The sequence below is a fragment of the Paenibacillus lacisoli genome, from assembly GCF_030580655.1.
Lineage (GTDB): Bacteria > Bacillota > Bacilli > Paenibacillales > Paenibacillaceae > Paenibacillus > Paenibacillus lacisoli.
The window spans coordinates 622,691-645,585 of sequence record NZ_JAUQTB010000002.1 but is presented as its reverse complement, the minus strand read 5'-3'; the positions used below and the strand labels follow the sequence as shown (position 1 = coordinate 645,585).

General features: G+C 52.8%; 21 protein-coding genes. 11 read left to right on the top strand and 10 right to left on the bottom strand.

Annotation, left to right across the window (positions count from 1 at the left end):
• Window positions 1-242 precede the first annotated feature (242 nt).
• The 5 genes from Q5741_RS06890 to Q5741_RS06870 all read left to right on the top strand — a co-directional run bounded on the left by Q5741_RS06890 (window position 243) and on the right by Q5741_RS06870 (window position 4,488).
• The gene (locus tag Q5741_RS06890; RefSeq protein WP_305023314.1) at window positions 243-896 is read left to right on the top strand and encodes a FusB/FusC family EF-G-binding protein; all 654 of its coding nucleotides are present in this window, start codon (window positions 243-245) and stop codon (window positions 894-896) included.
• 172 nt (window positions 897-1,068) lie between these two features.
• Complete coding sequence (locus Q5741_RS06885) at window positions 1,069-1,482, top strand: Rrf2 family transcriptional regulator (protein ID WP_305023313.1); 414 nt, start codon at window positions 1,069-1,071, stop codon at window positions 1,480-1,482.
• Window positions 1,483-1,602: 120 nt separating this feature from the next.
• Window positions 1,603-2,520 (top strand): NAD(P)/FAD-dependent oxidoreductase, encoded by a 918-nt coding sequence (locus tag Q5741_RS06880; protein WP_305023312.1) that lies wholly within the window; start codon window positions 1,603-1,605, stop codon window positions 2,518-2,520.
• 106 nt (window positions 2,521-2,626) lie between these two features.
• A complete protein-coding gene (locus Q5741_RS06875; protein WP_305023311.1) occupies window positions 2,627-3,166 on the top strand; it encodes a GNAT family N-acetyltransferase in 540 nt (179 codons plus the stop codon).
• A gap of 431 nt (window positions 3,167-3,597) precedes the next feature.
• On the top strand, window positions 3,598-4,488 hold the full coding sequence (locus Q5741_RS06870) for an NAD(P)-dependent oxidoreductase (RefSeq protein ID WP_305023310.1): 891 nt from the start codon (window positions 3,598-3,600) through the stop codon (window positions 4,486-4,488).
• 88 nt (window positions 4,489-4,576) lie between these two features.
• Here Q5741_RS06870 and Q5741_RS06865 read toward each other — a convergent pair whose 3' ends face one another.
• Together Q5741_RS06865 and Q5741_RS06860 are read right to left on the bottom strand one after the other, a co-directional pair.
• Window positions 4,577-6,061, bottom strand: a complete 1,485-nt coding sequence (locus Q5741_RS06865; RefSeq protein WP_305023309.1) for an oligosaccharide flippase family protein — start codon at window positions 6,059-6,061, stop codon at window positions 4,577-4,579.
• Window positions 6,062-6,151: 90 nt separating this feature from the next.
• Window positions 6,152-7,270 carry an amidase domain-containing protein gene (locus Q5741_RS06860; RefSeq protein ID WP_305023308.1) on the bottom strand — a complete coding sequence of 373 codons (1,119 nt, stop codon included), beginning with the start codon at window positions 7,268-7,270 and terminating at the stop codon, window positions 6,152-6,154.
• 216 nt (window positions 7,271-7,486) lie between these two features.
• Between Q5741_RS06860 and Q5741_RS06855 the strand changes: the two genes are divergently transcribed.
• A complete protein-coding gene (locus Q5741_RS06855) occupies window positions 7,487-7,756 on the top strand; it encodes a WGxxGxxG family protein (protein WP_305023307.1) in 270 nt (89 codons plus the stop codon).
• A gap of 159 nt (window positions 7,757-7,915) precedes the next feature.
• A complete protein-coding gene (locus tag Q5741_RS06850; RefSeq protein WP_305023306.1) occupies window positions 7,916-8,602 on the top strand; it encodes an HAD family hydrolase in 687 nt (228 codons plus the stop codon).
• 53 nt (window positions 8,603-8,655) lie between these two features.
• Here the strand turns inward: Q5741_RS06850 and Q5741_RS06845 are convergent, their stop codons facing one another.
• The 6 genes from Q5741_RS06845 to Q5741_RS06820 form a co-directional block, all read right to left on the bottom strand.
• A complete protein-coding gene (locus Q5741_RS06845) occupies window positions 8,656-9,945 on the bottom strand; it encodes a YheC/YheD family endospore coat-associated protein (protein ID WP_305023305.1) in 1,290 nt (429 codons plus the stop codon).
• The gene (locus Q5741_RS06840; RefSeq protein ID WP_305023304.1) at window positions 9,927-10,457 is read right to left on the bottom strand and encodes a GNAT family N-acetyltransferase; all 531 of its coding nucleotides are present in this window, start codon (window positions 10,455-10,457) and stop codon (window positions 9,927-9,929) included. Before Q5741_RS06840 ends, Q5741_RS06845 begins: the two co-directional genes overlap by 19 nt.
• Before the next feature lie 20 nt (window positions 10,458-10,477).
• A complete protein-coding gene (locus Q5741_RS06835) occupies window positions 10,478-11,548 on the bottom strand; it encodes a YheC/YheD family endospore coat-associated protein (RefSeq protein ID WP_305023303.1) in 1,071 nt (356 codons plus the stop codon).
• A 29-nt stretch (window positions 11,549-11,577) separates the two neighbouring features.
• Window positions 11,578-12,954 carry a YheC/YheD family endospore coat-associated protein gene (locus Q5741_RS06830; protein ID WP_305023302.1) on the bottom strand — a complete coding sequence of 459 codons (1,377 nt, stop codon included), beginning with the start codon at window positions 12,952-12,954 and terminating at the stop codon, window positions 11,578-11,580.
• A 109-nt stretch (window positions 12,955-13,063) separates the two neighbouring features.
• Window positions 13,064-14,212 carry a YheC/YheD family endospore coat-associated protein gene (locus Q5741_RS06825; protein ID WP_305023301.1) on the bottom strand — a complete coding sequence of 383 codons (1,149 nt, stop codon included), beginning with the start codon at window positions 14,210-14,212 and terminating at the stop codon, window positions 13,064-13,066.
• 13 nt (window positions 14,213-14,225) lie between these two features.
• On the bottom strand, window positions 14,226-15,593 hold the full coding sequence (locus tag Q5741_RS06820; protein ID WP_305023300.1) for a YheC/YheD family endospore coat-associated protein: 1,368 nt from the start codon (window positions 15,591-15,593) through the stop codon (window positions 14,226-14,228).
• 221 nt (window positions 15,594-15,814) lie between these two features.
• Here Q5741_RS06820 and Q5741_RS06815 point away from each other — a divergent pair, with 221 nt between their 5' ends.
• From Q5741_RS06815 to Q5741_RS06805, 3 genes are all read left to right on the top strand, one after another.
• A complete protein-coding gene (locus Q5741_RS06815; protein WP_305023299.1) occupies window positions 15,815-16,159 on the top strand; it encodes a YlbF family regulator in 345 nt (114 codons plus the stop codon).
• Between the two features lie 139 nt (window positions 16,160-16,298).
• Window positions 16,299-16,610: a hypothetical protein gene (locus Q5741_RS06810; protein WP_305023298.1), complete on the top strand. Its 312-nt coding sequence runs from the start codon at window positions 16,299-16,301 to the stop codon at window positions 16,608-16,610.
• 160 nt (window positions 16,611-16,770) lie between these two features.
• Window positions 16,771-18,105 carry a DRTGG domain-containing protein gene (locus Q5741_RS06805; protein WP_305023297.1) on the top strand — a complete coding sequence of 445 codons (1,335 nt, stop codon included), beginning with the start codon at window positions 16,771-16,773 and terminating at the stop codon, window positions 18,103-18,105.
• A 111-nt stretch (window positions 18,106-18,216) separates the two neighbouring features.
• On the opposite strand, the gene Q5741_RS06800 is transcribed toward Q5741_RS06805, so the two are convergent.
• Complete coding sequence (locus Q5741_RS06800; RefSeq protein WP_305023296.1) at window positions 18,217-18,708, bottom strand: hypothetical protein; 492 nt, start codon at window positions 18,706-18,708, stop codon at window positions 18,217-18,219.
• A 9-nt stretch (window positions 18,709-18,717) separates the two neighbouring features.
• Complete coding sequence (locus Q5741_RS06795; protein WP_305023295.1) at window positions 18,718-19,044, bottom strand: YtrH family sporulation protein; 327 nt, start codon at window positions 19,042-19,044, stop codon at window positions 18,718-18,720.
• Window positions 19,045-19,178: 134 nt separating this feature from the next.
• Between Q5741_RS06795 and Q5741_RS06790 the strand changes: the two genes are divergently transcribed.
• Window positions 19,179-22,862: a DNA polymerase III subunit alpha gene (locus tag Q5741_RS06790; RefSeq protein WP_305023294.1), complete on the top strand. Its 3,684-nt coding sequence runs from the start codon at window positions 19,179-19,181 to the stop codon at window positions 22,860-22,862.
• Window positions 22,863-22,895: the final 33 nt, after the last annotated feature.

The following is a 22,895-nucleotide window of genomic DNA, read 5'->3' as shown; positions in this document are numbered from 1 at the left end:
CAAATGGTGCTTGATGGATAATAGAGGTATAATTGTCTCATGTTATTGAATTGGGGGTTATACTGTTGGCAATGCAGAGTTGCTCGTTAGCTAGGAAGGCCTTATGCAAAGCCTGATACAGGGCGATACTTTGCGTAGGGTGCGATCATGATATAGTTGAATCGCCCATGCTTCACTTTATCGTGTCTATAGCAGGCTTTGCACCTTATTACTATTTAAAAACAATAAGGGGCTGAAGAGCTATGAGTACACCATTTATCAAAAATAATCAATATAATGTCATTAAAAAACAATCCAAGCACCTTCTTCATACGCTGCGGACGGTCGCAGATCGTCGTGTCCTGGAGACGGTGAGACATGATTGTACAATGAAAATCGTTGAGGCCTTCTCATCGCTGACACCGGAACAGCAGCAGCGGCTTGAGTCTATATCGCTGCTCGAAACAGCGGACGATTTCTCAAGTTATCTAAGTGAGTTGGAAGCATACCTCGAGCCTTATCCGACGATCACGCCAAAACAGATTGAAAAGCTGTTTCCAAAGAGCAAGAAGCTGAAGGTGCCGGATCTGCAATCGATTGATTTTCGCTTTATCACCTACTTGGGGTGGATGGATATTTCTACAAACCGTTTGTTTGTGGTGTATCCGTTCGAAGGACAGTTTGTAGGGCTAGAAGGAAGACTGACGCCGACCCACAAGAAGGGATACTGCCTGTTCTGTAATCGGCACCATGAGCTGGCCTTCTTCCTGGTAAAGACCAAGCCAGCGGTTGCTTCACCTGATAATGTTGCGGCTGTCGGACAATATATATGTATGGATAATCAGACGTGTAATCAGAGCATTACCAATACAGAAGCACTGGAAAAGTTTATTCGCTCTGTTCGCAATGAGCGCTGAGAGTGGAAAGAAGGCTGTCTTCAAAGACAGCCTTTTTTGCATGATATTTTAACATCGACTGATAAATGGGGTGAGACTCTGAAATCAGCCTGACATCATACAGCCTTGACAGCTGTTCAGATTAAAAGTTATTATGGATACATTAAGTCTGTGATAAAGGAGGAGGGGCACCATGAAATATTCCAAAGCGACGAATTACGCCCTCCATACGGTTCTTTATTTGATAGCTATTGAGCCGGATAAGCCTGTGGGCGTCCAGCAGCTGGCAGACAGTCAGAGCGTGTCTCCCACGTATCTCTCTAAGATTCTCACGAAGCTGGTCAAGGCAGGATTAATTGAATCTGCTTCAGGAGCCCATGGGGGATACCGTTTAAGAGGTAAAATTGATGACATCTCTGTACTGGATATCATTCATGCAGTAGAGGGTACCACCTCATTGTTTGAATGCTGTGGCAGCCATGATTCCCGCTGTGTGATCCACCAGGTCATGATGGAGGCTGAGGAAGGGATGGAACAGTACCTCCGGGAAACCAAAATGATAGACCTGGCGAAGAAGCGGCTGGAGGGCACAGAAATTCCTCAATAGCCAGATAAAGAACGAAGAAGGTGCATTGTCTTTATTTTGTATAGAGACGATGCCATACTTCACCCTAATTACAGACATAAAATATCTATAAAATCTATATTAGAAAACGGAGGTTGTGTTATGAATGTTGATTGTGCGATCGTCGGCGGCGGGCCGGCGGGATTAAATGCAGCTTTGGTTTTGGGCAGAGCCCGGAAACAGGTTGCACTATTCGATAACAGCCAGCCAAGAAATGCTGTGACTCATGCCTCACACGGGTTCATTACCCGGGATGGCGTCAAGCCAGAGGAGTTTCGCCGTATTGCTTATGATGAAGTGCTAGGTTATCCTTCCGTCCGCCACTGGCAGACGGAAGTGACGGAGATCCAGCGAACCGATTCCGGTTTCATTCTGGATACCTCGTCCGGAGAGCGTGTCCTGGCGCGTAAGCTGATCCTGTCTGGCGGCCTGAAGGAAGAGCTGCCCGAGATTAAAGGGCTCCGCGATTTGTACGGGAAAAGTTTATTCAACTGCCCATTCTGTGATGGATGGGAGCTGCGGGATCAACCGCTGATGATTATATCAGATAACGCCAGTGCGGCAGTTCACAAAGCCAAGCTGCTGTATAACTGGAGCCGGGATCTGGTCTTGTTCACAAATGGTCATGATATACTGAGTGCTGAGCAGGAGGAAATGCTTATGTCCAGAGGCATAAGAATCGTGAAGACCCCCATAGCGTCCCTGTCCGGTAACAGCGGAATGCTGCAAGGCGTGCATTTTGAAGATGGTACATATATGGAGCGAAGCGGAGGGTTTATCGACCCCAAGCTGGTTCCTCATCGCCGGTTTGATCAAGTGCTGGGTTATGAAACGGCTGAAAATGGCGGCATCGTCACCGATGCCATGGGCAGAACGACGGCAGCCGGTATCTATGCTGCTGGAGATTCATCCTATGTTATGCCGTCTCAACTGATCTACGCGGCAGCCTCTGGCAGCAAAGCAGCCATGGGGGTTGTGGCGGACTTGCTGGAAGAAGACTGGCAGCGTCCTCTCGTATAGGGTATTCATTAAAATTCAGCTTTTCTGAAAGGCTTTTGTCGGCAGGTATGGTAGTCTATAAATAGAATAATCTAAAATTAGAATAATAAGGTATTGGAGAGGTACTGTGCAAATAGAACAAGTACATGAATACGACATTGACGAAGAGCTGAGGACCAGTATTTACGAATTATTAATGGAGAGTTTCCCGGAAGTATATCCCAAGCATAGGATTTACTTTAAACAACTGCCGCATTTCCGATTCATTGCTTTTGACAAAACTCATCAACTCGCAGGTCAAGTGGGATTGGATTACAGGGTTATGAATTTAAGTGGGAGACCTGTGAGGATATTAGGGATCATCGATCTGTGTGTTTCCTCCAAGATCCGATCGCAAGGTATAGGTTCAGCACTGCTTAAGGAAATCGATCGGTTCGCTGCAGGACGTTCCATTGATTTTATACTCCTTTTTGCAGATCAAATGAATTTATATTTGAATAACGGGTACAGCCCATATAAGAATATGTGTAAGTGGTTGAAGATTGATCATAAGGCATTGACCATGAGAGGAATCGGCGCCGAGGCCATGAATGAGCTGATGATCAAGAGAGTAAGAAATACAGAGTGGAACGAAGGAGAATTGGACATGCTCGGCTACTTATACTGATTCCGTATGGGCGGGTAGTGAAAAGTGGCAGAACCAATGTATTTGCAGAGAATTGAATTAGCCATAGGGAGGTGACGGCAATGGGGAAATCGCTGTTAATGCTGAGCAGAAATGTTATATTTCTTACCTTGGGCCTTATCTTATTGGGTATTCTGGAAGCGCCCCTCTCCATTCACATGAACCCAAGTCTATTTCATCTGCTGCTGTTTTTCGGGTCCAATCTCCTTCTGCTCCATATAATTCATCGGCGTTTATATAAGGGTTCTTACCGGCAAGCCTGGTCCCGAAGCAGCCACCGCCTGTTAACCATAGTGGCTGCGGCAGGCATTATTGCAGCCTGTGTGTTGAGCTGAATCGGGCTCATCCAATATTTTAGCATCACAGTATAACGGGTATAATTCTCTTAGAGTAACCATGGAGGAGGAAGAGAAGTGAAACCGACAATAGGCTGGATCGGACTTGGCAATATGGGGCTGCCCATGGCGCAAAATATAATTCGGGCGGGTTATCCGCTGCGGGTAAACAACAGGACAGCAAGTAAGGCTGATCCATTGGTGGAAGAGGGTGCTGTTTTGTGCAGTACCCCGCGTGAAGTGGCGCAGCAGAGCGACATCATCGTCCTGATGCTGAGCAATAACCAGGCGGTAGAAGCGGTGCTGCACGGAGAAGACGGGCTGCTGTCCGGTTTGGACGAGCAATCCATCGTCGTGAATATGAGTACGATCAGTCCTGATGAGATGATAGCGGCAGGCCAGCTGCTTACAGGATATAAGGCGAGATTCGTGGAAGCCCCGGTCTCAGGTTCGGTCAAGCCTGCTGAAGATGGACAGCTGGTTATCCTGGCTGGCGGTCAAGCTGAGGCGGTAGAGCATTGTATGCCCATTTTCGACGTACTAGGCAAGCAAACCCTGCATTTTGGCGAGGTAGGAACAGGCAGCCGGGCTAAACTGGTCATTAATTTGCTGCTTGGAATTACCATGCAGGGAATTTCGGAAGCATTGGTACTGGCAGATAAAGCTGGGCTGGACCGGGAGCTTGTCTTGAAAATGGTCGGCGCCTCTGCGGTTCATACGCCATTATTGGCAGGCAAAACGCAATCTCTGTTGAGCGGTGATTTCCCTGCCGCGTTTGCATTGAAATGGATGGAAAAGGATCTTGGTTATGCCGTGGACCTGGCACGTAAACTGGAGGCTAGCCTGCCGTTGGCATCAGCAGTGACCTCTACCTATACGTCCGCCAAGGCTAACGGGCGTGGTGAAATGGATATGGCGTCCATCCTGCTGCAGATCGAAGAGCTGTCCGGAATGAAGAGAAAAGGCTAAGTTATCAAAGGTGGTATCCCGGTCCGGACGGGATACTGTCTTTTTTTATTTTTCGTACAGAACAAGAGATCCAGAATCCTGAGCCGCATTATTCGGTCTTTCTTTGTATCAGTCTCTGGATACGGAAAAGCAAATAGATTAAAGTGCCTAATCCGTAGATGCATAGACTGGTCACCAGGGCTGGCCATTGTCCGGTATGTGAGCGCAGGATATGGACGGTAAACAGGCTGATGATTTCAAAATACAAAAGGTCGACCAGCAGGATGACCAGCTTTGAACGGATATACCGCATCGGCCGAAGAGCTCTGATATTCCATATCACAGATACCAGTTCCAGAATTGTGAAACCGAGATAAATACCCATGAAACTGAATCCGGGGACACCGACCAGTACATATAGCGTGATTATACAGAGCGCGACGCCCCAGACGGTGCCGGTGAACGGAATCCTCTTCTGGTCCCGGGCCCAGAGGATACTGGTCGTAATCTCACGGACGCCAACAATAAGAGGAAGGGCAGATAAAGCCTGAATGGCCGGAGCAGCAGCAGGGGTGTTGAAGACGAGTCTGGCAATTTCCTCATGGTAACTGAAGATAAAGCAGCCTGAGGCAATGCCCCAGATCCAGGCCAATTCGACCGCTTGTTTGCTTCTTTTGTAGAATTCCTGATGCAATCCTGATTTCCAGTACGAGGTGATCTGCATAGTCAAGGTGTGGCTGAGGGCACCCGTAATCAGTGTAGGAGTATAGGCAACAACAAGGGCAACACCCGTAATCATGCCTAACACTTCTACAGCTTCTGTGGAGGATACTCCTGCTGCCTGCAGACGGTAGGGGATAATAAGAGAGTCCATAAAATCCGAAAACGGAATAAGCAGCCGGGTCAAGGCAATGGTGACAGACATCTGGAGCAGCACAGCAAGATCCGACCTCATGGAATAACCTTCAGTTTTGGAAGGGATGAGAGCCTGTCCTGTGTTCAGGATGCTGCGGCTGTAAAGCAGAAGCAGCAGGAAGGCACCAAGCGCACCGGCAAAGGTGCCGGCAGCTGCCCCGCCTAAAGCCGGAATTTGGCCATACGGCAGGCATAACCCGACCAAAAGAATGAGAAGACCGATTCTCAGCGCCTGTTCTATAATTTCAGACAGTGCAATGGAACCGTAATGTTGTGTTCCCTGCAGGTAACCGCGCAGCAAGGCCAGCAGAGGAACGAGAAATATGGCAGGAGACAATATCCGAAGCAGCACTTCTAATGATGGATAACCCATCCATGCAGCGATCCTAGGGGCACAACTATAAGTAATGAAGGATATCAGGAGACTTAAGGGCATTAAAAAGAGGCCAAGCTTCTTGAGGATAGCTTGTCCTTTGACAGGCGAGTGGGATGAATACATAGCAAGGGCTGTTGGCAGTCCTCCGGTAATGCACATGATGACCAGGCCGTAAAAGGAGTACGCCAGTTGGTACAGTCCTACGCCCTCCATGCCGACGGAGCGGATCAGGTATATTTTACCGGACAAGCCGATGATCTTCACGATCAGTATCGCACTTGCCCGGATTAGCGTTTGTTTCAATAACAACGGGTATTTCAAATCAGGCTCCCTCCCCTAGGCTGCTGTCCATTCAGTGTATGACTGCAGGGTGAGGGTTATGAAGAGAAGTTATCAATCGCGGATATGGATCCACTGGTATAGGGTCTTCTTGTCCCAGCCGAGATCGAAGGGAACCGCATAACGGTCTGCAGTATGGGAATTGACCAGAGGATATCCTTTGGGATCAAAACCGACGACAACACAGAAATGATCGATATCCCCGTTAAGCACATATGCAATGAGATCCCCGGCTTCCAGCGGGTGCTCAGCCCCTTTGGGGCTGCGGGTGTACTGCACCATATCGTGGTAGCTGCCCTGTGCTAGCAGCCGCCCGTAACCGGAATACATGAGGAAGCCTTTGAAGCTGTCCGTGTGAACCCATGCCTTGCTCCCCCCGCCACGGTATCGCCATTCACCCGTCATCCGCAACCCGCCTCCTTCAGCAGGGTCACCAAGCGCTTGGGAAGAGAAATTGGTGCAGTCTCCGCCTTTGGGCGTGTAGTCCAGATATTTTGAGTTATAACGATGGTTATTTCCCGCTCCCCATGCCAGGCCTGCGTATTTATTGGCATAGGCGACCGCACGCTCGCGTCTATAGCCCGTCTTCCCCTTGCCGCGGGAAGCTGGAATTCTGCCATGGACCGGTTCAGCAAACGTGCTTGTACTTTTCTCAATCAGTTCAGGATTCTCTTCCAGCGGATCGGAGTACCACTCGCGGTCGACATACCAGTGGTTCTCTTGCGTCTTTTTCAAGGTCAGAAAATGCCGGGTTCCTACGCCAAAGCTGTGTTCAGCCTGATCGTTTTCATATTGGTAAGTGAGCTTCATGGACTGCACCAGAGATACTTTGGTGTTATGCTCCGTCTGCCTGACGCGCACTACCTTGATGGAAGTCTGAGCATCTTTCAATTTCAGGTGACGGTATTTGCTCCAATACTCCAAATACCTGGCTCTGCGCATTTCATGGTCAAATGCGTATTTGCTTGCCCTCTGCCCCATGACATAGTGGGTCTGAAGATGTGCAGGATTGCCATCCAGCAGCAGCTGTGCCCGATTCTCGAACAGTTCCTTCAGATAGTCATTCACTGCTGGCTCATCCGCTGGACCGGCATAAGCCGCGTCCGTAAATGGCAGGAAGAAAGTGAGGACCAGCGTGAATTTCAGAATGGTTGTAAGAAACGTCACACGCACAATAGAGTTCTCTCCTTAATCTTGGATGGTTTGATGGTCCCGAATTTCGACACAGACCTAGAATGGCCTGATTAGATGGATTTTATTTTTACAGCAAACGGCCTGATGGACAGGATATATTTGCATAAACCTACAGCATAATTACTCTCCTGACAGAGCATTCTAAGCGAAAGGTCGATCCAAGACCCAATTCCATTACAAGGAGCTGTTCTTTCAATGATCGCAAAAGTAAAGGCTCTTGGAGCCGCGATGTTGATTGTATCCAGCATCGCAGCATCTGCTGCATTCGCTGATCCCGCTCAAGAAGCATCTGGAGCCAACCGCAACACCGCGACTCACAATACAGCGTATACTAACGATAATACGGTTACCCCGTATTCCACGGCAGGGAACAATGATAACCGCACTGACTGGGGCTGGCTCGGACTGCTTGGTCTAATCGGACTCGCCGGTTTGCGTAACCGTAACCACGAAGCGCATAAATAAAAGCCGCAGCTGCAGCTCATCACGACGAACCGTCTCTTCGAGGCGGTTTTTTTCTGACCAAATACATGGGCAGCCAAGCGATATTCGGACTCCGGTATGTTAATATAAGAGCTGTTGGCTTGATAGAAATATGAGTTGTGGAGAGGCAGGGAAGTAACAATGGGGAAAATGATTGCACTAAAGAAGCCGGAAGCTATGGTGTTTGATATGGATGGAACGCTGTTCCAAACGGAATCTGTCTTATTGCCCGCTTACCATAAGCTGTTTGATACGCTGAGAGAAGAAGGGCTGTATACAGGCAGTACACCGCCTGAGGAGAAGATTCTCCGCTGTCTCGGCATGCTGCTGGATGATATCTGGCGTAATGTAATGCCTGATGCTTCGGATGAGGCGCGCAAGAGAGCAGATGAGCTGCTGCTGCAATATGAGATTGAAGGACTGCAGGGCGGGGATACGAAGCTGTACCCGGAGGTAGCGCAGACGCTGCAGGCGCTTCACGAACAAGGCGTGAGACTGTTTGTAGCCAGTAACGGGCTGGAGGATTATGTGAAGGGCGTTGCGGCAGCGCATGAAATTATGCCCCTGTTTGAAGGGCTGTATAGCGCAGGGGAATTTCAGACGCCCTCCAAGGTGAATCTGCTGGAAAAGCTGATGCAGGATTTTGACCTCCGTTCGGTATGGATGGTCGGTGACCGCTCGTCCGATGTGGAAGCAGGCAAGAAGAACGGACAGACGGTTATTGGCTGCGCCTATGCCGGGTTCGGACATGATGAGGAGCTGGAGGGGGCGGATGTCCTCATCTCAGACTTTACCCAGCTGCTTGAATTGTATAAGGATGCCCAGTAACTAGATGCCTTCTGAATAATAGCAAATTATTAATGATACAACGACAAAGAAGCTTACCGCTCGTAGGCGGTGGCTTCTTTGTCATTGGCTGTTTCGGCAGCTTCAATATCCTCGACGGGTGCAGCGAATTCAGCGATAAATGCTTTGGTATTCATCAAAGGCGGCGGCAGCTCTGCATTTGCGGTAGTTTTTTCCTTTTCCAGCTCTTTCTGAGGCAGAGCGCTTTTTTTATCTGTAGTTTTGTTTAATTTGTTCCGGTATACCCATAATGCATACTCCAGCGGCCTGGCGACCGCCTGGCGGTAGATTTCTTTCTCGCCAATCTGTGAGAAGACCTCCCGGGCCGGCTTGGGGTTCACTTCAAGTACATAGATTTTACCTTTCCGGTCAATAGCGAGATCCAGTGCCAGTTCACACAAGGTACCGAAGGTTTCCTCCAGATAGGCAGCAATGGACAGACTGAGCTTTTCCGCGGTCTTATGAACGTTCTGCCGGAGTTTCTCATCCGGGATCCACTGCTGGAGCAGCGAATCCATGGAAGCCGCACGTCCGCCGCCATGCAGGTTGGAGGTAACACTTCTCTGAGCGCCTATACGTCCGGCACAGCCTGTTTTTTCCCAGCGGCCCTGGGCGTTTTTCTGAACCAGCATACGGTAGTCATGGACGCGTCCATTAGGAAGTTTGAGCTGAATGCCTTCCTGAACCAGATAACGATGGTCGAGGTTCCATTCCTTCAGCAGCCCTCCCAGCTGCGAAGACTTGATCATCCGTGGACGGATAATCACTCTTCGCTGGTTACGGCCCTGCACTTTGAAAGTCGAGGCATTTTTACCGCTGTGTTCCAGACGAAGGATGCCTCTTCCGCCGGTGCCGTTGATGGGCTTCAGATAGACAAGTGGTCTTCGCTTCAGCATGCCCAGAACGTCGGAGACCTTCTCGTACAGGATCGTTTCGGGCAGATGGGGCTGGAACTCCGCCCTCTTGGATAACAGCTGATAGACACCCCATTTGTTGGTGATCGGCCGGTTCAGATAGACGAGATGGCTGTACCGGATGCGGAACTGCTTCAATTCCTCGAAGCGGGCACTGCGCTGGATCCGGCATCGGTCAAATATCATGTCTGGGAAGGCTTCCCACTTTCGGGTCCACTTATGTGTTGCCGGATCATAGCGCTGGGCCAGCAGCAGTCTGCGTTCATGATTCACCTCGGAGGGGGTAAATACATATACGTCCAGACCGAGCTTCCTGCCTTCTGTTATCATACGGGCATAGATGGGGCGTTCCTCAAGCTGTTTGCGGTCGTTCAGGTAGAGCGTCATGATGCCTAAGACAGGTTGAGACATAACCAATCCTCCTTGTCTCTGTCATCCCCCGCATCGGAACCGTTCAAAGCTGTTGAGGTTCCCTGAAATACAAGGGACGCCTTTCCGCCAGGGGTTTGGATGATTCTTGTTGCTGTCAAGCCGGCATGCAGGCAGATCTTGAGGCAGGGAATATGGTCATACGGAACTCTGCAGCTTAATTTGCCAAGCTGCTGCAGCTGGGCTGTAACCAGCCGTGTGCCAAGACCGGCATCCCGGTACAACGGCCGTACGACAACGAGGCAGGTATCTTCACCATAACCCAGCGTCAGACACAGACCGGCAGTCTGAGTGCCGCGTTCCGTTCTGACACAGGCATAGAGGAGGGAGGACCCGGGCTGCTCCAGATCCTCCAGTGTCAGACCCGCGAGTCTGCACAGCTCCTCCCGGGTGATCCGTCTACCTCCGCACAGCCGGGTGAATGCCAGCAGCTGCCGGCGGCGCAGGGGCCAGCTGCCGGCAGAGGCACGGTTAATTTTAATCATCTGAACCATGGGTACCTCCCCTGATGGCGTCATTTTCCTTGGACAAGGTGTGACGCGTAATGGAATATCCGTTCCAGGGAACGTTTGCGGATATGCGGTTCATCAAATTTCATAGGTCTGGAGTTGGCTTCAAAGAACCAGATTCCGCCGTTCTGGTCTACACCCAGATCCATCGACATCTCACCAAGCACGTGCTCTGCGCCGCGTTCAATTTGTCTGGCAATGATCAATGCCGTTGTCTTCACCCGCGACAGGAGTACGGAAGCATGTTCTATACCGAACATGGCCGACAGCAGTTCTTCGGGATCTTCGACCGAACCGCCGCGCGGAACATGGGTGGTAATGCTTTTGGGGCCGGCAAGGCGCGCACCTACCCCTGTGACGCTCCAGCTGCCTTTGCCGTTCTTCTGTACAAGTACCCGCAAGTCAAAAGGCCGTTCATCCAGAGCAGCCAGTTCAATTCCCTGCTGGACGATATAGGGCGATGTACCCGCCTTGCGCCGGATGGCCTTCCAGCAGTCACGCAGTGTAGCTGTTCTGCGGGTAAGCCGCCGCCTGCCCTTTTGCAGAGTGAGATGGTATGGATGGCTGTGACCGGGAACGTACTTGAGTATCATGATGCCTTTGCCCGCCTTGCCACTCTCGGGCTTCAGGTAGAGATAGTTATGCTGCTTAAGCAGCGAACCCAGAGAGGCAGGCGACTTGAGTCTGCGGGTGGCCGGGATAAATTGTACCGTTGATTTGGACTTCTTCAGCCACTCGAACAGTTCCCACTTGTTGAAAAAATAAGGATTATACAAATGGAGCTCAGGCCTTGCGAGCAGTTCCTCTATCTGTTTCCTGACCTTGAGTTCTTCCTTTCGTGTAGGGATCCGGTTATAGATGACCTCCGGCTGGGGAAGTGTTTTACGAACCCAATCCTTCAGGTCTTCCTGATATACATATCCCTTAACTGTACGGGTAGCAGACTCCAGGTCCTGGATGGCGGCGACATAGGCGACATGGCCCAGCTCTTTGCCTTTTTTGAGAATGGCTTTAAAATTGCGCCTGTTCCCGCGGAATTCACCCGAGGCATCGGTGGTGGTCAGGATTGCCACCACCGGTTTATGCTCCTCGGGGACACCGGGTTTCACGCGTCTTCCCTCTGCCGGAATCTGCTTAAGTACAGGCAGTGCTCCAGGATATGTTCGATTGACGCTTTCCCTTCCGCCTTCAGGGAAGGGTGGCGGAAAATCGACCGTCCAGGCTTGGCGTTCGCTTCGAACATCCATACATGTTCCTCCTGATCTATGCCAAAGTCAAAACCGATCTCACCGAGCAGATGACGATGGTGGAATTCGATTGCTTTAGCCAGCGATATGGCAACATCCTTCATCTTCTTAAGTACCTCGCCGGACCGATCCCCGAAGGTCTGACGGAGCGCATGCTCCGGTGTCATCAGAGAGCCGCCATTTTTGATGTGGGTAGTTACGCTGCCGCGGCCGGCCTTTTTAGCCCCGATCCCGACAACAACCCATTCGTTACTCCCGTTCTTATGCATATGGAAGCGAAAATCGATCGGACAACCGTCAATCTCGATCAGACGGATGCCCTGCTGAATGACATATCCCTTCAGCGAGCTGCTATGCCGGCCATGCAGCATGCGCATCAGGCTGTTGAATGTTTTGAAGCGCAGCAGCACATTGCCCTTATCCTTGCGATAGCGCGCGAAGTAACCTTTATTGGGCAGGTAGGTCAAACGGTAAATGCCTTTGCCGAGACTGCCTGCGCTGGGCTTGAAGTAGACAAATTGGTGCCGTTCCAGCATATCCTTGATCTGCTCTGTGCTGGGGTTGTTGTAGGATTCCGGCACATACTGGCTTGCCTGGGCATCCCCTTCGAGCAGGTTATAGATATCGGATTTATTAAAAAAGCTCCAGTTGAAGAACGGAATCTTGCGGCGGACGAAGCGTTCCCGGAGCTGATTGGTAGCCGGGGAGAAGTCCGCCTGTCTGCTGGGCAGGCGGTTGTAGACCACATCGGGCAGCGGGACTGTCTTGCGCATGAAGCTCCCGTTTTCATTAAGAAAATAACCGTTAACGGTCTCCTGCTGCCAGTTAATATCACGCGGCATGAAGGCAAAAATATAGCTTTTCCGGCTGCCTTCCCGCAGCAGCTGCTTAATGAAGCCGGTTCTGGAGCCGAAGGGTCTGGAGCTGGAGGAGCTGTCCCCGTCGGACAATACCCCGATCAAAGGCCCGAGCTGCAGTTCGGTTCCTTCCAGGTTGCGCAGATAGACACCACCGGCCTTCGGAATCTTAATGGCGTTGCGGACTCCTGAGGCCAGGTACAGATGCTTGCCGGCCTTCTTGATCGGTTTGACTGCGGCCGGAATGGAGTCCCGGCCAAGACGCAGCTGAATCGATTTCCTGCCAGATAATTTCAGGCTGCGCATTAAGGCATTGGAGACGTAGACCACCTTCTCGGGCTGCTGTGTAAAATGAACGTTACCAAAGGTCAAGCTCATGTAATTATCCTCCTATTCCGCTTTGGTCCGTAACTGTTCTGATACAGTGCGGACGTATGCGGGCCAGCTTAGCTCTCGTATCTATTGAGGAATCCGTAGGTTAAAGAATTCAAAGGGCAGTCCTGTCATGCCAGATCCGGCCAGGACTGCGCAGCAGCAAATAGCGTGCATAGGCTAGCGGACGGGTGATCGATTGTTCTGCCTGGGCGGGCGTACCTGCGGTATAGAACGAGGTGCGGCCCGGCTTCGAATTTACTTCCAGTATCCACAGATGCCTGTCGGCAAGCCCCACGCCAAAATCTACGCCCAGCTCACCAAGCCGGCCAAACTGTGCTTCCAGACGGGCAGCTGCTTCCAGGGCGAGCTGCTCGATCTGCCGGCAGGCTTCTTCGGCATGAGCAAGGCCATGTTGAGCCTGAAGATAGGCATGTGCAGGGGAGGCGCGGCCGCCGCCATGCAGGTTGGAAGTCAGTCCCTCGGCAGAACCTTCGCGTGCTGCCAGGCCAGTGACAGTCCAGCGGCCGCGGCCGTTCTTCTGCAGCAGGGCGCGAATATCGTAGGGCTGCCCGCCGGATGTTGTCAGCTGCAGGTAAGGCTGAACCAGATAGGGACGCCGGCCGATCCAGCGGTGAAGCCAGGCAGTGGCAGCCTCAACGGCTGGAAAGGTACGGCTGAAGGGTTCGTTCAAGCGTGTGCGTCCGCGGATGGCAAATGAGGATCCGGAGGACTCGGGGCGAATGTGCAGGACACCTTTGCCCTGCATCCCGCCGACAGGCTTCAGGATGATACCGTTCCTGGAGGGAAGCAGCCGGGACTGCAGCTGATCCGGACCGCCGTACAGCACAGTAGGGGGCAGGTGCGGCCTGAGCCGGGAATCCTGCTGCAGCGCCGTATGGACCAGCCATTTGCCGGGAAGCGGCTGCCCCCAATAGCGCAGCGGCTTTGCCTGCAGGCTGAAGAGCCGTGCGAGCTGGCGGCGTGCTTCCGCGCCGCCTGGTACGAGACAGCGGTCGTAGATGAGATCCGGCAGTTCGCAGCTTATGGATTGCCACTCCCTGTTTACCAGCTGCCAGCCTGTAATACCGCCGGATGGAGAAGCTATTCCCGCCGGCGTCAGGATGACAACCTGAAGTCCATACCGCGGCCCGTATTCCAGCAGCTTACCGCAGAAGTGAGGCTCTGCTGCCGGTTCATCGTTCCTGCCAGCTCCCGTCAGCACACCCAGCATCCCAATCCGGGAAAGCGGCATCCTGTTCATTTCGGTAACTCCTTCAGAATCCGGCCAGAAAGCCGGAGTAATCGAGCATTTTTTTGACCGATGGCCGGGTTTTGCTGTCATTCAGGGGGGTATTGTCGTTCTTGGACGGCTTGGAATTCACTTCAATCAGCCAGACATGGCCGGTCGTATCGATGGCAAGATCGATTCCCAGTTCACCGAAGTGGGCGGGAATCGCTTCTTCGATGCCTGCGGCAATCTCTAGAGCGGCCGTTTGCAGTTTACCCGGGGCGGCTGATTTGGCCGCAGGAGACAGACTGCTTTTGGCCACAGCCTCGCGCACCGTGCTGAGCGAGCCGCCTCTTGCCAGATTGGAGACATAATGCGAGCCTCCGGCGATTCTGGCAACGATTGAGGTTACACTCCATTTGCCTGTGCTATTCTTTTGTACCAGGGCCCTGAAATCAACAGGTCGTTGACCGTTCTCGATCAGGTTAACCCCCTGCTGGATCTGGTAGCGGGTAGATTTCATTTTGCCGGAGATGCCTTCGAACAGCTTGGTGACATTCGGATATACCTGCTTGCGCGTGCCGCCGACATTCGTCGCGAGAGTCTGATAACTGCCGTCCGGATTCCTTGTCACACGGATAATTCCTTTACCCAGGCTGCCGCGAACAGGCTTCAGGAACAGCACCGGATGAGCGCTGCACATCTTCTTAAATTGGCTGAGATTCTTCAGCAGATGAGAATCCGGCATGAACCGCAGCAGTGAGGTTTTGGAACGCAGTGCGTCGAAGACTTCATTCTTATCCAGGAACTTCTCGTTAAAGACAGCCGTGCCATGACGGGATTTTACTTCTCTTAAGAAATGCTGTACGCTAGGTTTGTTCTCCAGTTTACGGGAGGTAAGACGGTTATTGACTACATCGGCAACAGGCATGACTCTTTTCTTCCAGCCGTTATCGTAGACCCAGCCTTGTACACGGTCCTGGGCATTCTCAATATCATCGGGCGTGAAGAAATAGACGGCTCCGCCCTGCTGCCGACAGGCACTTACAAGCTCACGGCAGAAGAGCGTGATGGAGCCGAACGGTCTGTCGGGCTGATCAGGGTAATCCCTGCTGATCATCACGCTGATGAGCGGACCGATATGCAGGATACGGCTGCGCGGACTGTACTTGATGCGCAGGACCGATCCCGAGGAGATGCCTGTTTTGCGTGACAGCACCTGACCGATGCGCATTCCGTCATATTTGGGGACGGAGATAACGGTCACTTCCTGTCTGAAGGCACCGAAGGCAAGCTGCAGCGGATGACCGGCCGGTATTTTCCACTGCTTTAGCAAGCTGGCGCCCAGCATCAGGACATCGTCCTGTAGAATGCCTGAGCCGCTGACCTGGACCGTTACTTTCTTTTTGGGCATCTTGTGGGTCTCCTTCCGGGCAGCAACTTGATGTCTGAGATAGGATAGAAAGTGGTTCAGCACATGGCGTGTAATGCATCATATGAGGGTGTAAATACCTTGGTGATTGACCTATTCCAGCAATTTGCATAAATCCCTCAGCAGTTTTCGGATAGAAGGATGCAGATACAGGAAATATTCGAGAAGATTGGCACTTATACGATTTGAGGAGGAAACAACACATGATTATTTATGACAAAGCACACGAATTGGCCAAATCCCTGAAGGAAAGTAATGAAGTCGAAGAGATCACGAGCGCATTGAAAATGATTGACGCTGACCCGGATGCGAAGCAGATGCTCGACAACTTCCGTGAGCGTCAGATGGAGGTACAGCAGCGTATGATGACCGGCGACATGCCGGCACCGGAAGAAATGGAACAGATGGAGAAGCTGTTTGAAGTGCTGAGCATGAACCTGAACATCCGCCGTCTGTTTGATGCGGAGCGCCGTCTGAGCGTCATCATCGAAGATGTGAACAAGATCATTGCGGACAGCCTGCAGCATCTGTACGGCTCCAACGCTTAAAGAGCGATACTGCCGAAATTCGGACGAACTTGTATGATCGCTTTCAGTACCGTGCCGCTATCTTTTGAAAAATGTAATCATAGAATCGGTCTTGTCCTCATAGAGTAGAAATATAGAATGAGGAGAAGGGGATGGCGTAATGGGAATCAACAAAAAATGGAAGCATGGGTTGTATCTGACAGTTGCTTTAGGCATGCTGGTCGCAGCTCTGCCGCGGTTGTCTTTCGCTGGCGGCTGGAACTGGGCGACCGGCTTTAGCGCAGCCTGGGCTGGGCTGACGCTGCTCGTGATTGCAGCGAATCTGCATTTTCTGCTCGGTGTAGATGATGAGAAAAGCCGGGCCCTTGAACGGGTGCGCAAGGCAAAGCTGCTGGCGTGGCAGCGTCAGTGGTCAGGCGAACCGGCACCTGGCATCCGTGTGCAGGCGAAGCACGGCCATGATCAGGACTAATAGATCAGGACTAATATGGTAACGTCAATATAGAGCAAGCGAAATCCACAGGGATTTCGCTTTTTTTGTATATAACTCCATGGGCAGGGGGGAAGGAACATGCTACAATGGGTATAATAATACAGAGTAGTACAGATAGAGTGTTGGGGGTGTAACAGTTGTGGAGGGGCATGAAGAAAGTATTACCAAACACGAGCAGCTGCTCCAGTACATTGAGCAGCTGAAGGTAGGAACCAAAATTTCAGTGCGTCGTCTGGCCAAGGAACTGGGTGTCAGTGAGGGTACCGCCTACCGGGCTGTGAAGGAAGCGGAGAATCTGGGCGTTGTGATTACCAAGGAGAGAATTGGCACTGTCCGGGTGGAGAAGCGGCCGCGCGGCCTGAATGAGCAGCTGACCTTTGCAGATGTGGTAGATATCGTGGAAGGACATGTGATGGGAGGGACTCACGGTCTGGCCAAGCCGCTTCACAAATATGTGATTGGTGCAATGAAGGTAGAGGCAATGGCCCGTTATATTGACGCGGGAAGTCTTCTGATCGTCGGCAACCGGGACGATGCTCATTCCCTTGCGCTGGAGCACGGTGCCGGGGTGCTGGTGACCGGCGGATTCGGCACCAGCAAGGAAGTGAAGCAGCTGGCGGATGAACTGGAGTTACCGATTATTTCGTCAAGGCATGATACCTTTACCGTTGCGTCGATGATCAACCGTGCTATCTTTGACCGGCTGATTAAGAAGAAGATCATGCTTGTTGAGGATATCGCCTTTGGCAAGGAGAAGCCGAATGTACTGAAGAGCAACAGCACCCTTGAAGATTTTCAGACATTGTCCGCAGCTACCGGGCAGCAGCGCTTCCCGGTAGTAGATGAATGGAACCGGCTGATCGGTATCGTGAGCCGCAAGGATACGGAGCAGCTGCGGGATGATCAGACGATCGACCGCTGCCTGGTACGCAATCCGGTAACCGCGTCGCTGCAGACATCCCTAGCATCGGCCGCGCAGATTATGACATGGGAGGGAATCGAATTCCTGCCCATCGTGGATCGCAACCGCAAGCTGATTGCAGCGGTTACCCGCAGGGAAGTGCTGCAGGCGCTGAGGGATGCGCAGAAGCAGCCGCAGCTGGGCGAAACGTTTGACCATTTAATGTGGAGCGGTTTTGCCGAGGAGCGGGAGGATGACGGCACACTGATTTTCCGGGGGTTTATCATACCGCAGATGGCGACCGATCTGGGGACGATCTCGGAAGGAGTACTGATGAATATTATGACCCAGGCGGGTTACCGTACCGCCAAGGACGTCATGGGTCATGATCACGTGCTGGATAACATGACGACCTATTTTATCTCGCCGGTCCAGATTGAAGAAGCGGTGGTGATCCGGCCGCTTGTATTGGAATACAGTCGCAGAACCTGCAAGCTGGAGATTGCCATATCACGCGAAGGCAGCCTGGTTTGCAAGGCAGTCATGACTTTTCACTCTATTGATCATTTGTAACGGGTTCCTGCGAACCTGATTAGAAGAGTTTCAACAAGCCCGGTCCGGGGCGTGCCGCTTCCGGACCGGGCTTTTATGCATGTTTATTTTCAGCAATTTAGGCGGAAGCATTCAGCTTCTCAGATAGGGACGAACATCAACCCATATTTGCAGTACCCCTTCCATGACGAGCATCGTCTTGACCTGGATACTGAATTCTTTCTGGCGGACCGTATAAATTTTGCGGTCGAGCAGCATGCGGACCAGCTTGCTGTCCGTATCAATCTCGAACATATCGCGGCCGCGCAGGACCTGGAGCTCTTTGACCATCTGCTGCGCAATTTCCTTGATCGCTACCGGATCCTTATCCTCCGAGGATTTCTCTTCTGCCCGGATTTTGATTTCCTTGATGACAGTCTGCCGTTTGCTGTATTTCCTCAAGGTTTTGATATCCTCCTCGGACTGCTGCAGCTGCACTTTCAGGTCCTGATTCTCGATCCACAGCTTGTTATAGCTGATATGCCAGACCGCATTATAGACGACACCCCCGATGATCATACCGAGCACAAAGACGGCAGAGAGCTGCATAAAGGGACGGAAACGGCTGAAGGGAGGTACTCGCATAAGCGGCCGTCACGTTCTTCCGCTGCAGACCCATTTGACGAGTTCCGTCCCCATATGGGCCCCGAGAAAGGCGAAGATCAGATACAGTACCTGCTTGATCGCAGGAGAGAGATTGCCGTCGATCATGTTGCTCTCAATGACCCGCATAGGGTCGATGGTTCCGCCAACTGCGGCAGCCAATGCCCATATTTTGATGCGCCCTGCAATATCGAGCATGGTCTGCGTCGGCGGCTGCAGGGACATGACCGCACCGATGCCTCCCAGCATGGCCCCCCCGAGAACGATGCCAAAGGCGATGAAAAAATCGAGAATAACTTTGGAGATAAATGCGCTCATGTGGCGTACCCCTTTCCTGTAAATGCCCGGGACCCGCTTGCCTGTCCCTTCCACTTTCATTCTATGGGCTGTCCCTTGCCAGATATGATAAAATATAAAGATAGAAAACATCAGCGTTGAAAGGAAGAACAAGCATGGGTTCATTTGTGCATTTGCACGTCCACAGTGAGTACAGTCTGCTGGACGGTGCCGCACGAATCACCGATTTGGTCAAGCAGGCAGCCGCTAACGGAATGGAGGCGCTTGCCCTCACAGACCACGGTGTGATGTATGGCGCCGTTCCTTTTTATAAAGCATGCAAGGAGCATGGAATTAAACCGATTATTGGCTTAGAGGCCTATCTGACCGCTGGTTCGCGCAAGGAGCGAGGCAGCCGCAAGGACCAGCCTATCTATCATCTGATCCTGCTGGCCCGCAATATGACGGGTTACCGGAACCTGATGAAGCTTTGTTCCATCGGTCATCTGGAAGGCTTTCACTACAAGCCGAGGATCGATATGGAGAGCCTGGCAGCCTACAGCGAAGGCATCACCTGCCTCAGTGCTTGTCTCGGCGGCGAAGTCCCGCAGCATTTGCTTCACGGCCGTCAGGAAGAGGCGCTTCGGGCAGCGCTTCGCTATAAGCAGATCTTTGGCGAACATTTTTATCTGGAACTTCAGGATCATGGTCTTCCCGAACAGAAGCGTGTGAATCCGCAGCTGATCTCGCTGGCGAGAGAGAATGAGATCCCGCTCGTTGCAACGAATGATGTCCACTATCTGACAAGACCGGATGCTGAAGTCCAGGATGTCCTGATCTGTATCGGGACAGGCAAGACGGTGGAGGATGAGACCCGTTTCCGGATTCCTACCCAGGAGCTTTTTTTCAAAAACGGCGAGGACATGGCCCGCCTGTTCCCGCATGTGCCGGAGGCGGTTGAAAACACAAGGGTCATTGCCGACAGCTGCGAGCTGGAGCTGGAATTTGGGGTCTCGATCCTGCCGGAATACCGCCCGCTTCCGGAAGGCGGCACACCTGCGGAATATCTGCGCCAGCTGTGCCTGGAAGGGCTGAAGGTCCGTTATGAAGGCAGTGAACGCTGGGATCATCCGGAGCTGCGGCAGGAACTGGACCAGCGGCTGGACTATGAATTAGACGTCATCAACAGTATGGGGTTCAGTGACTATTTCCTCATTGTCTGGGATTTTATTGCCCATGCGCATCAGCAGGGGATCTCCACCGGACCGGGACGGGGATCATCGGCAGGCAGTCTCGTTGCTTATGTGCTGCAGATTACCGATGTGGATCCGATGAAATACAATCTGCTTTTCGAACGTTTCCTGAATCCTGAACGGGTGACGATGCCTGATATCGATATCGACTTTAGTGACGAACGGCGTGACGAGGTCATTGATTATGTAGCATCCAAATACGGCCGTGAGCACGTGGCACAGATTATTACGTTCGGTACGCTGGCTGCACGAGCAGCTGTGCGTGACGTAGGGCGCGTGCTGAATGTGCCCTATGGTGAGGTTGACAAAGCAGCGAAGCTGATTCCCGGACAGGTCGGAATGAATATCCGTCACGCACTGGAGGTCAGCTCTGAGCTGAACGAGCTGTATCAGTCACGCTCGAAGACGAAGGAACTGCTGGATATGGCGATGAAGGTGGAGGGAATGCCGCGGCATGCTTCCACCCACGCCGCGGGCGTCGTGATTTCGAAGCTGCCGCTCACAGATGCTGTCCCCCTGCAGGAAGGCGGGGTAAAAACAGCGCTGACCCAATATTCGATGGAGAATCTGGAATCGATCGGTCTGCTCAAAATGGACTTCCTCGGCCTGCGGACACTCTCGATTATTGACCGCTGCATGTCGTGGATCGCGGAAGAGCAAGGAAATATGCCGGATTTCAAGACCATTCCTGATGATGATCCGCTGACATACCAGATGCTGGGCCGCGGCGATACAACCGGGATCTTCCAGCTGGAATCGGCCGGGATGCGGCGTGTGCTGAAAGAGATGAAGCCGAGTGTGTTCGAGGATATTATCTCAATTCTGGCCTTGTACCGTCCAGGTCCAATGGAGTTTATCCCCAAGTATATTCAGGGCAAACATGGCCGTATCGAGGTGGATTATCCGCATGAGGATTTGAAGCCGATTCTGCAGGATACGTACGGTATTATCGTATACCAGGAGCAGATCATGCAGATTGCTTCGCGGATGGCCGGCTTCTCCCTGGGTGAAGCGGACTTGCTCCGAAGAGCGGTTTCGAAGAAAAAGCGAGATGTGCTGGACCGGGAACGCAGCCATTTCGTCCAGGGCAGCGTGAAGCAGGGCTATACGGAGCCGGAGGCCGACCGTGTGTATGATATGATCGTGCGGTTTGCGGATTACGGATTTCCACGCGCCCATGCAGCAGCTTACGGCGTACTCGCCTTCCAGACTGCTTACCTGAAGGCCCATTATCCGGTGCAGTTCATGTCCTCCATGCTGACAGCGGTCATGGGCAGCCACCGCAAAATCGCGGAGTATGTCGTCGAATGCCGCAAGATGGGAATCGACGTGCTGCCGCCGGATGTCAATGAGAGCGGCGTGCTGTTCACGCCGGTACAGACTGTCACACTGGAGCCAGACGATGTCCTGCCTTTGCAAAATGAAGGTCAAGAAGCATCAGCTGGGGGGCGAATCCGTTTCGGCCTTGCTGCGATTAAGAATGTCGGTACCCAGGCAATGGAGAGTATTCTGGAAGTGCGCAAGGAGAAGCCGTTCGAGAGCCTGCTCGATTTCTGCCGCCGGGTGGATCTGAGGGTGTGCAACAAGCGCGTTATTGAATCCCTCATCCAGGGCGGTGCCTTTGACTCACTGCCCGGTCATCGGGCCCAGCTGCTTGCCATGCTGGATGAGACCGTCGAGGCGGCACTGAAATGGCGTAAGGAGCGCGATGACCTGCAGATCCAGATGTTCGACTTCGTGGAGACGCCGAACTGGGAGATTGAATATCCGAATATTCATCCGTTTCCGGCTGCCCAGCAGCTTGAGCAGGAACGCGAGCTGCTGGGACTGTATCTGTCCGGCCACCCGCTGGACGATTTTGAGCCTGTCATCGAAGAGAGTGCAGCCGACCGGCTGGCCGATCTGGCGGAGGCTCCGGATGAAGCCGCTGCAGTTACAGCCGGCATGGTCGTCTCGCTGAAGACGATTACGACCAAGCAGGGCAAGGCGATGGCCTTCATGGAGCTGGAGGATCAGATCGAGCGCTGTGAGGTGGTGCTCTTCCCCGAGGTATGGCGCAAGAGCCAGCAGCATATCGAGAAGGGCGCGCTTCTCGCTGTGCGCGCGAAGGTGCAGCAGCAGGACGAGGGCTTCAAGCTCCTCGCCGAAGAAGTCGCGCCGCTGTCTGCCGGCATGCTGCAGCAGCTGGCGCAGCGCCGCCGTGCCCGCAGCAGCGGCGCAGGTCCAGCAGCTGGCGCGGCCTCACGCCGCCAGCCTGTGCGCAGCGGTACGTCGTCCGCTGCACAGCCCGCCGCCGCGGGGCCGTCTGCCCGCGTGCCGCAGGAGCAGGCCGCACGGCCTGCTGCCCAGGGGGCAGCAGCCGTCGGCGCTGCCTCGCAGCAGCGGGTGTTCGTCAAGATCACCCGCCAGGCGGAGTCGCACCCCGAGCTGCTGACACGGCTGCAGGCCTTGCTGCAGCAGCATCCGGGGCCGGTTGCGACCGTGCTCTTCTATGAGAGCAGCCAGAAGCTGCTTGCGCTCAGCGAAGCCTACCGCATCAAGCCGTCGCCGCAGCTCTTCGCCGAAATGGAAGCGATGCTCGGACCGGAAACGGTACGGGTGCGGTAGCGGTGTTCGCCTGACGGAACTATATGCCTTGTG

Bases quoted from the DNA above. Each gene is read 5' to 3' on its own strand.
- Q5741_RS06850 (WP_305023306.1), top strand. From the start codon at position 7,916: ATGGGGAAAATGATTGCACTAAAGAAGCCGGAAGCTATGGTGTTTGAT.
- Q5741_RS06825 (WP_305023301.1), bottom strand. From the start codon at position 14,212: ATGAACAGGATGCCGCTTTCCCGGATTGGGATGCTGGGTGTGCTGACG.
- Q5741_RS06880 (WP_305023312.1), top strand. From the start codon at position 1,603: ATGAATGTTGATTGTGCGATCGTCGGCGGCGGGCCGGCGGGATTAAAT.
- Q5741_RS06795 (WP_305023295.1), bottom strand. From the start codon at position 19,044: ATGAGCGCATTTATCTCCAAAGTTATTCTCGATTTTTTCATCGCCTTT.
- Q5741_RS06820 (WP_305023300.1), bottom strand. From the start codon at position 15,593: ATGCCCAAAAAGAAAGTAACGGTCCAGGTCAGCGGCTCAGGCATTCTA.
- Q5741_RS06800 (WP_305023296.1), bottom strand. From the start codon at position 18,708: ATGCGAGTACCTCCCTTCAGCCGTTTCCGTCCCTTTATGCAGCTCTCT.
- Q5741_RS06840 (WP_305023304.1), bottom strand. From the start codon at position 10,457: ATGGTTCAGATGATTAAAATTAACCGTGCCTCTGCCGGCAGCTGGCCC.
- Q5741_RS06790 (WP_305023294.1), top strand. From the start codon at position 19,179: ATGGGTTCATTTGTGCATTTGCACGTCCACAGTGAGTACAGTCTGCTG.
- Q5741_RS06845 (WP_305023305.1), bottom strand. From the start codon at position 9,945: ATGTCTCAACCTGTCTTAGGCATCATGACGCTCTACCTGAACGACCGC.
- Q5741_RS06890 (WP_305023314.1), top strand. From the start codon at position 243: ATGAGTACACCATTTATCAAAAATAATCAATATAATGTCATTAAAAAA.
- Q5741_RS06810 (WP_305023298.1), top strand. From the start codon at position 16,299: ATGGGAATCAACAAAAAATGGAAGCATGGGTTGTATCTGACAGTTGCT.
- Q5741_RS06830 (WP_305023302.1), bottom strand. From the start codon at position 12,954: ATGAGCTTGACCTTTGGTAACGTTCATTTTACACAGCAGCCCGAGAAG.
- Q5741_RS06815 (WP_305023299.1), top strand. From the start codon at position 15,815: ATGATTATTTATGACAAAGCACACGAATTGGCCAAATCCCTGAAGGAA.
- Q5741_RS06885 (WP_305023313.1), top strand. From the start codon at position 1,069: ATGAAATATTCCAAAGCGACGAATTACGCCCTCCATACGGTTCTTTAT.
- Q5741_RS06855 (WP_305023307.1), top strand. From the start codon at position 7,487: ATGATCGCAAAAGTAAAGGCTCTTGGAGCCGCGATGTTGATTGTATCC.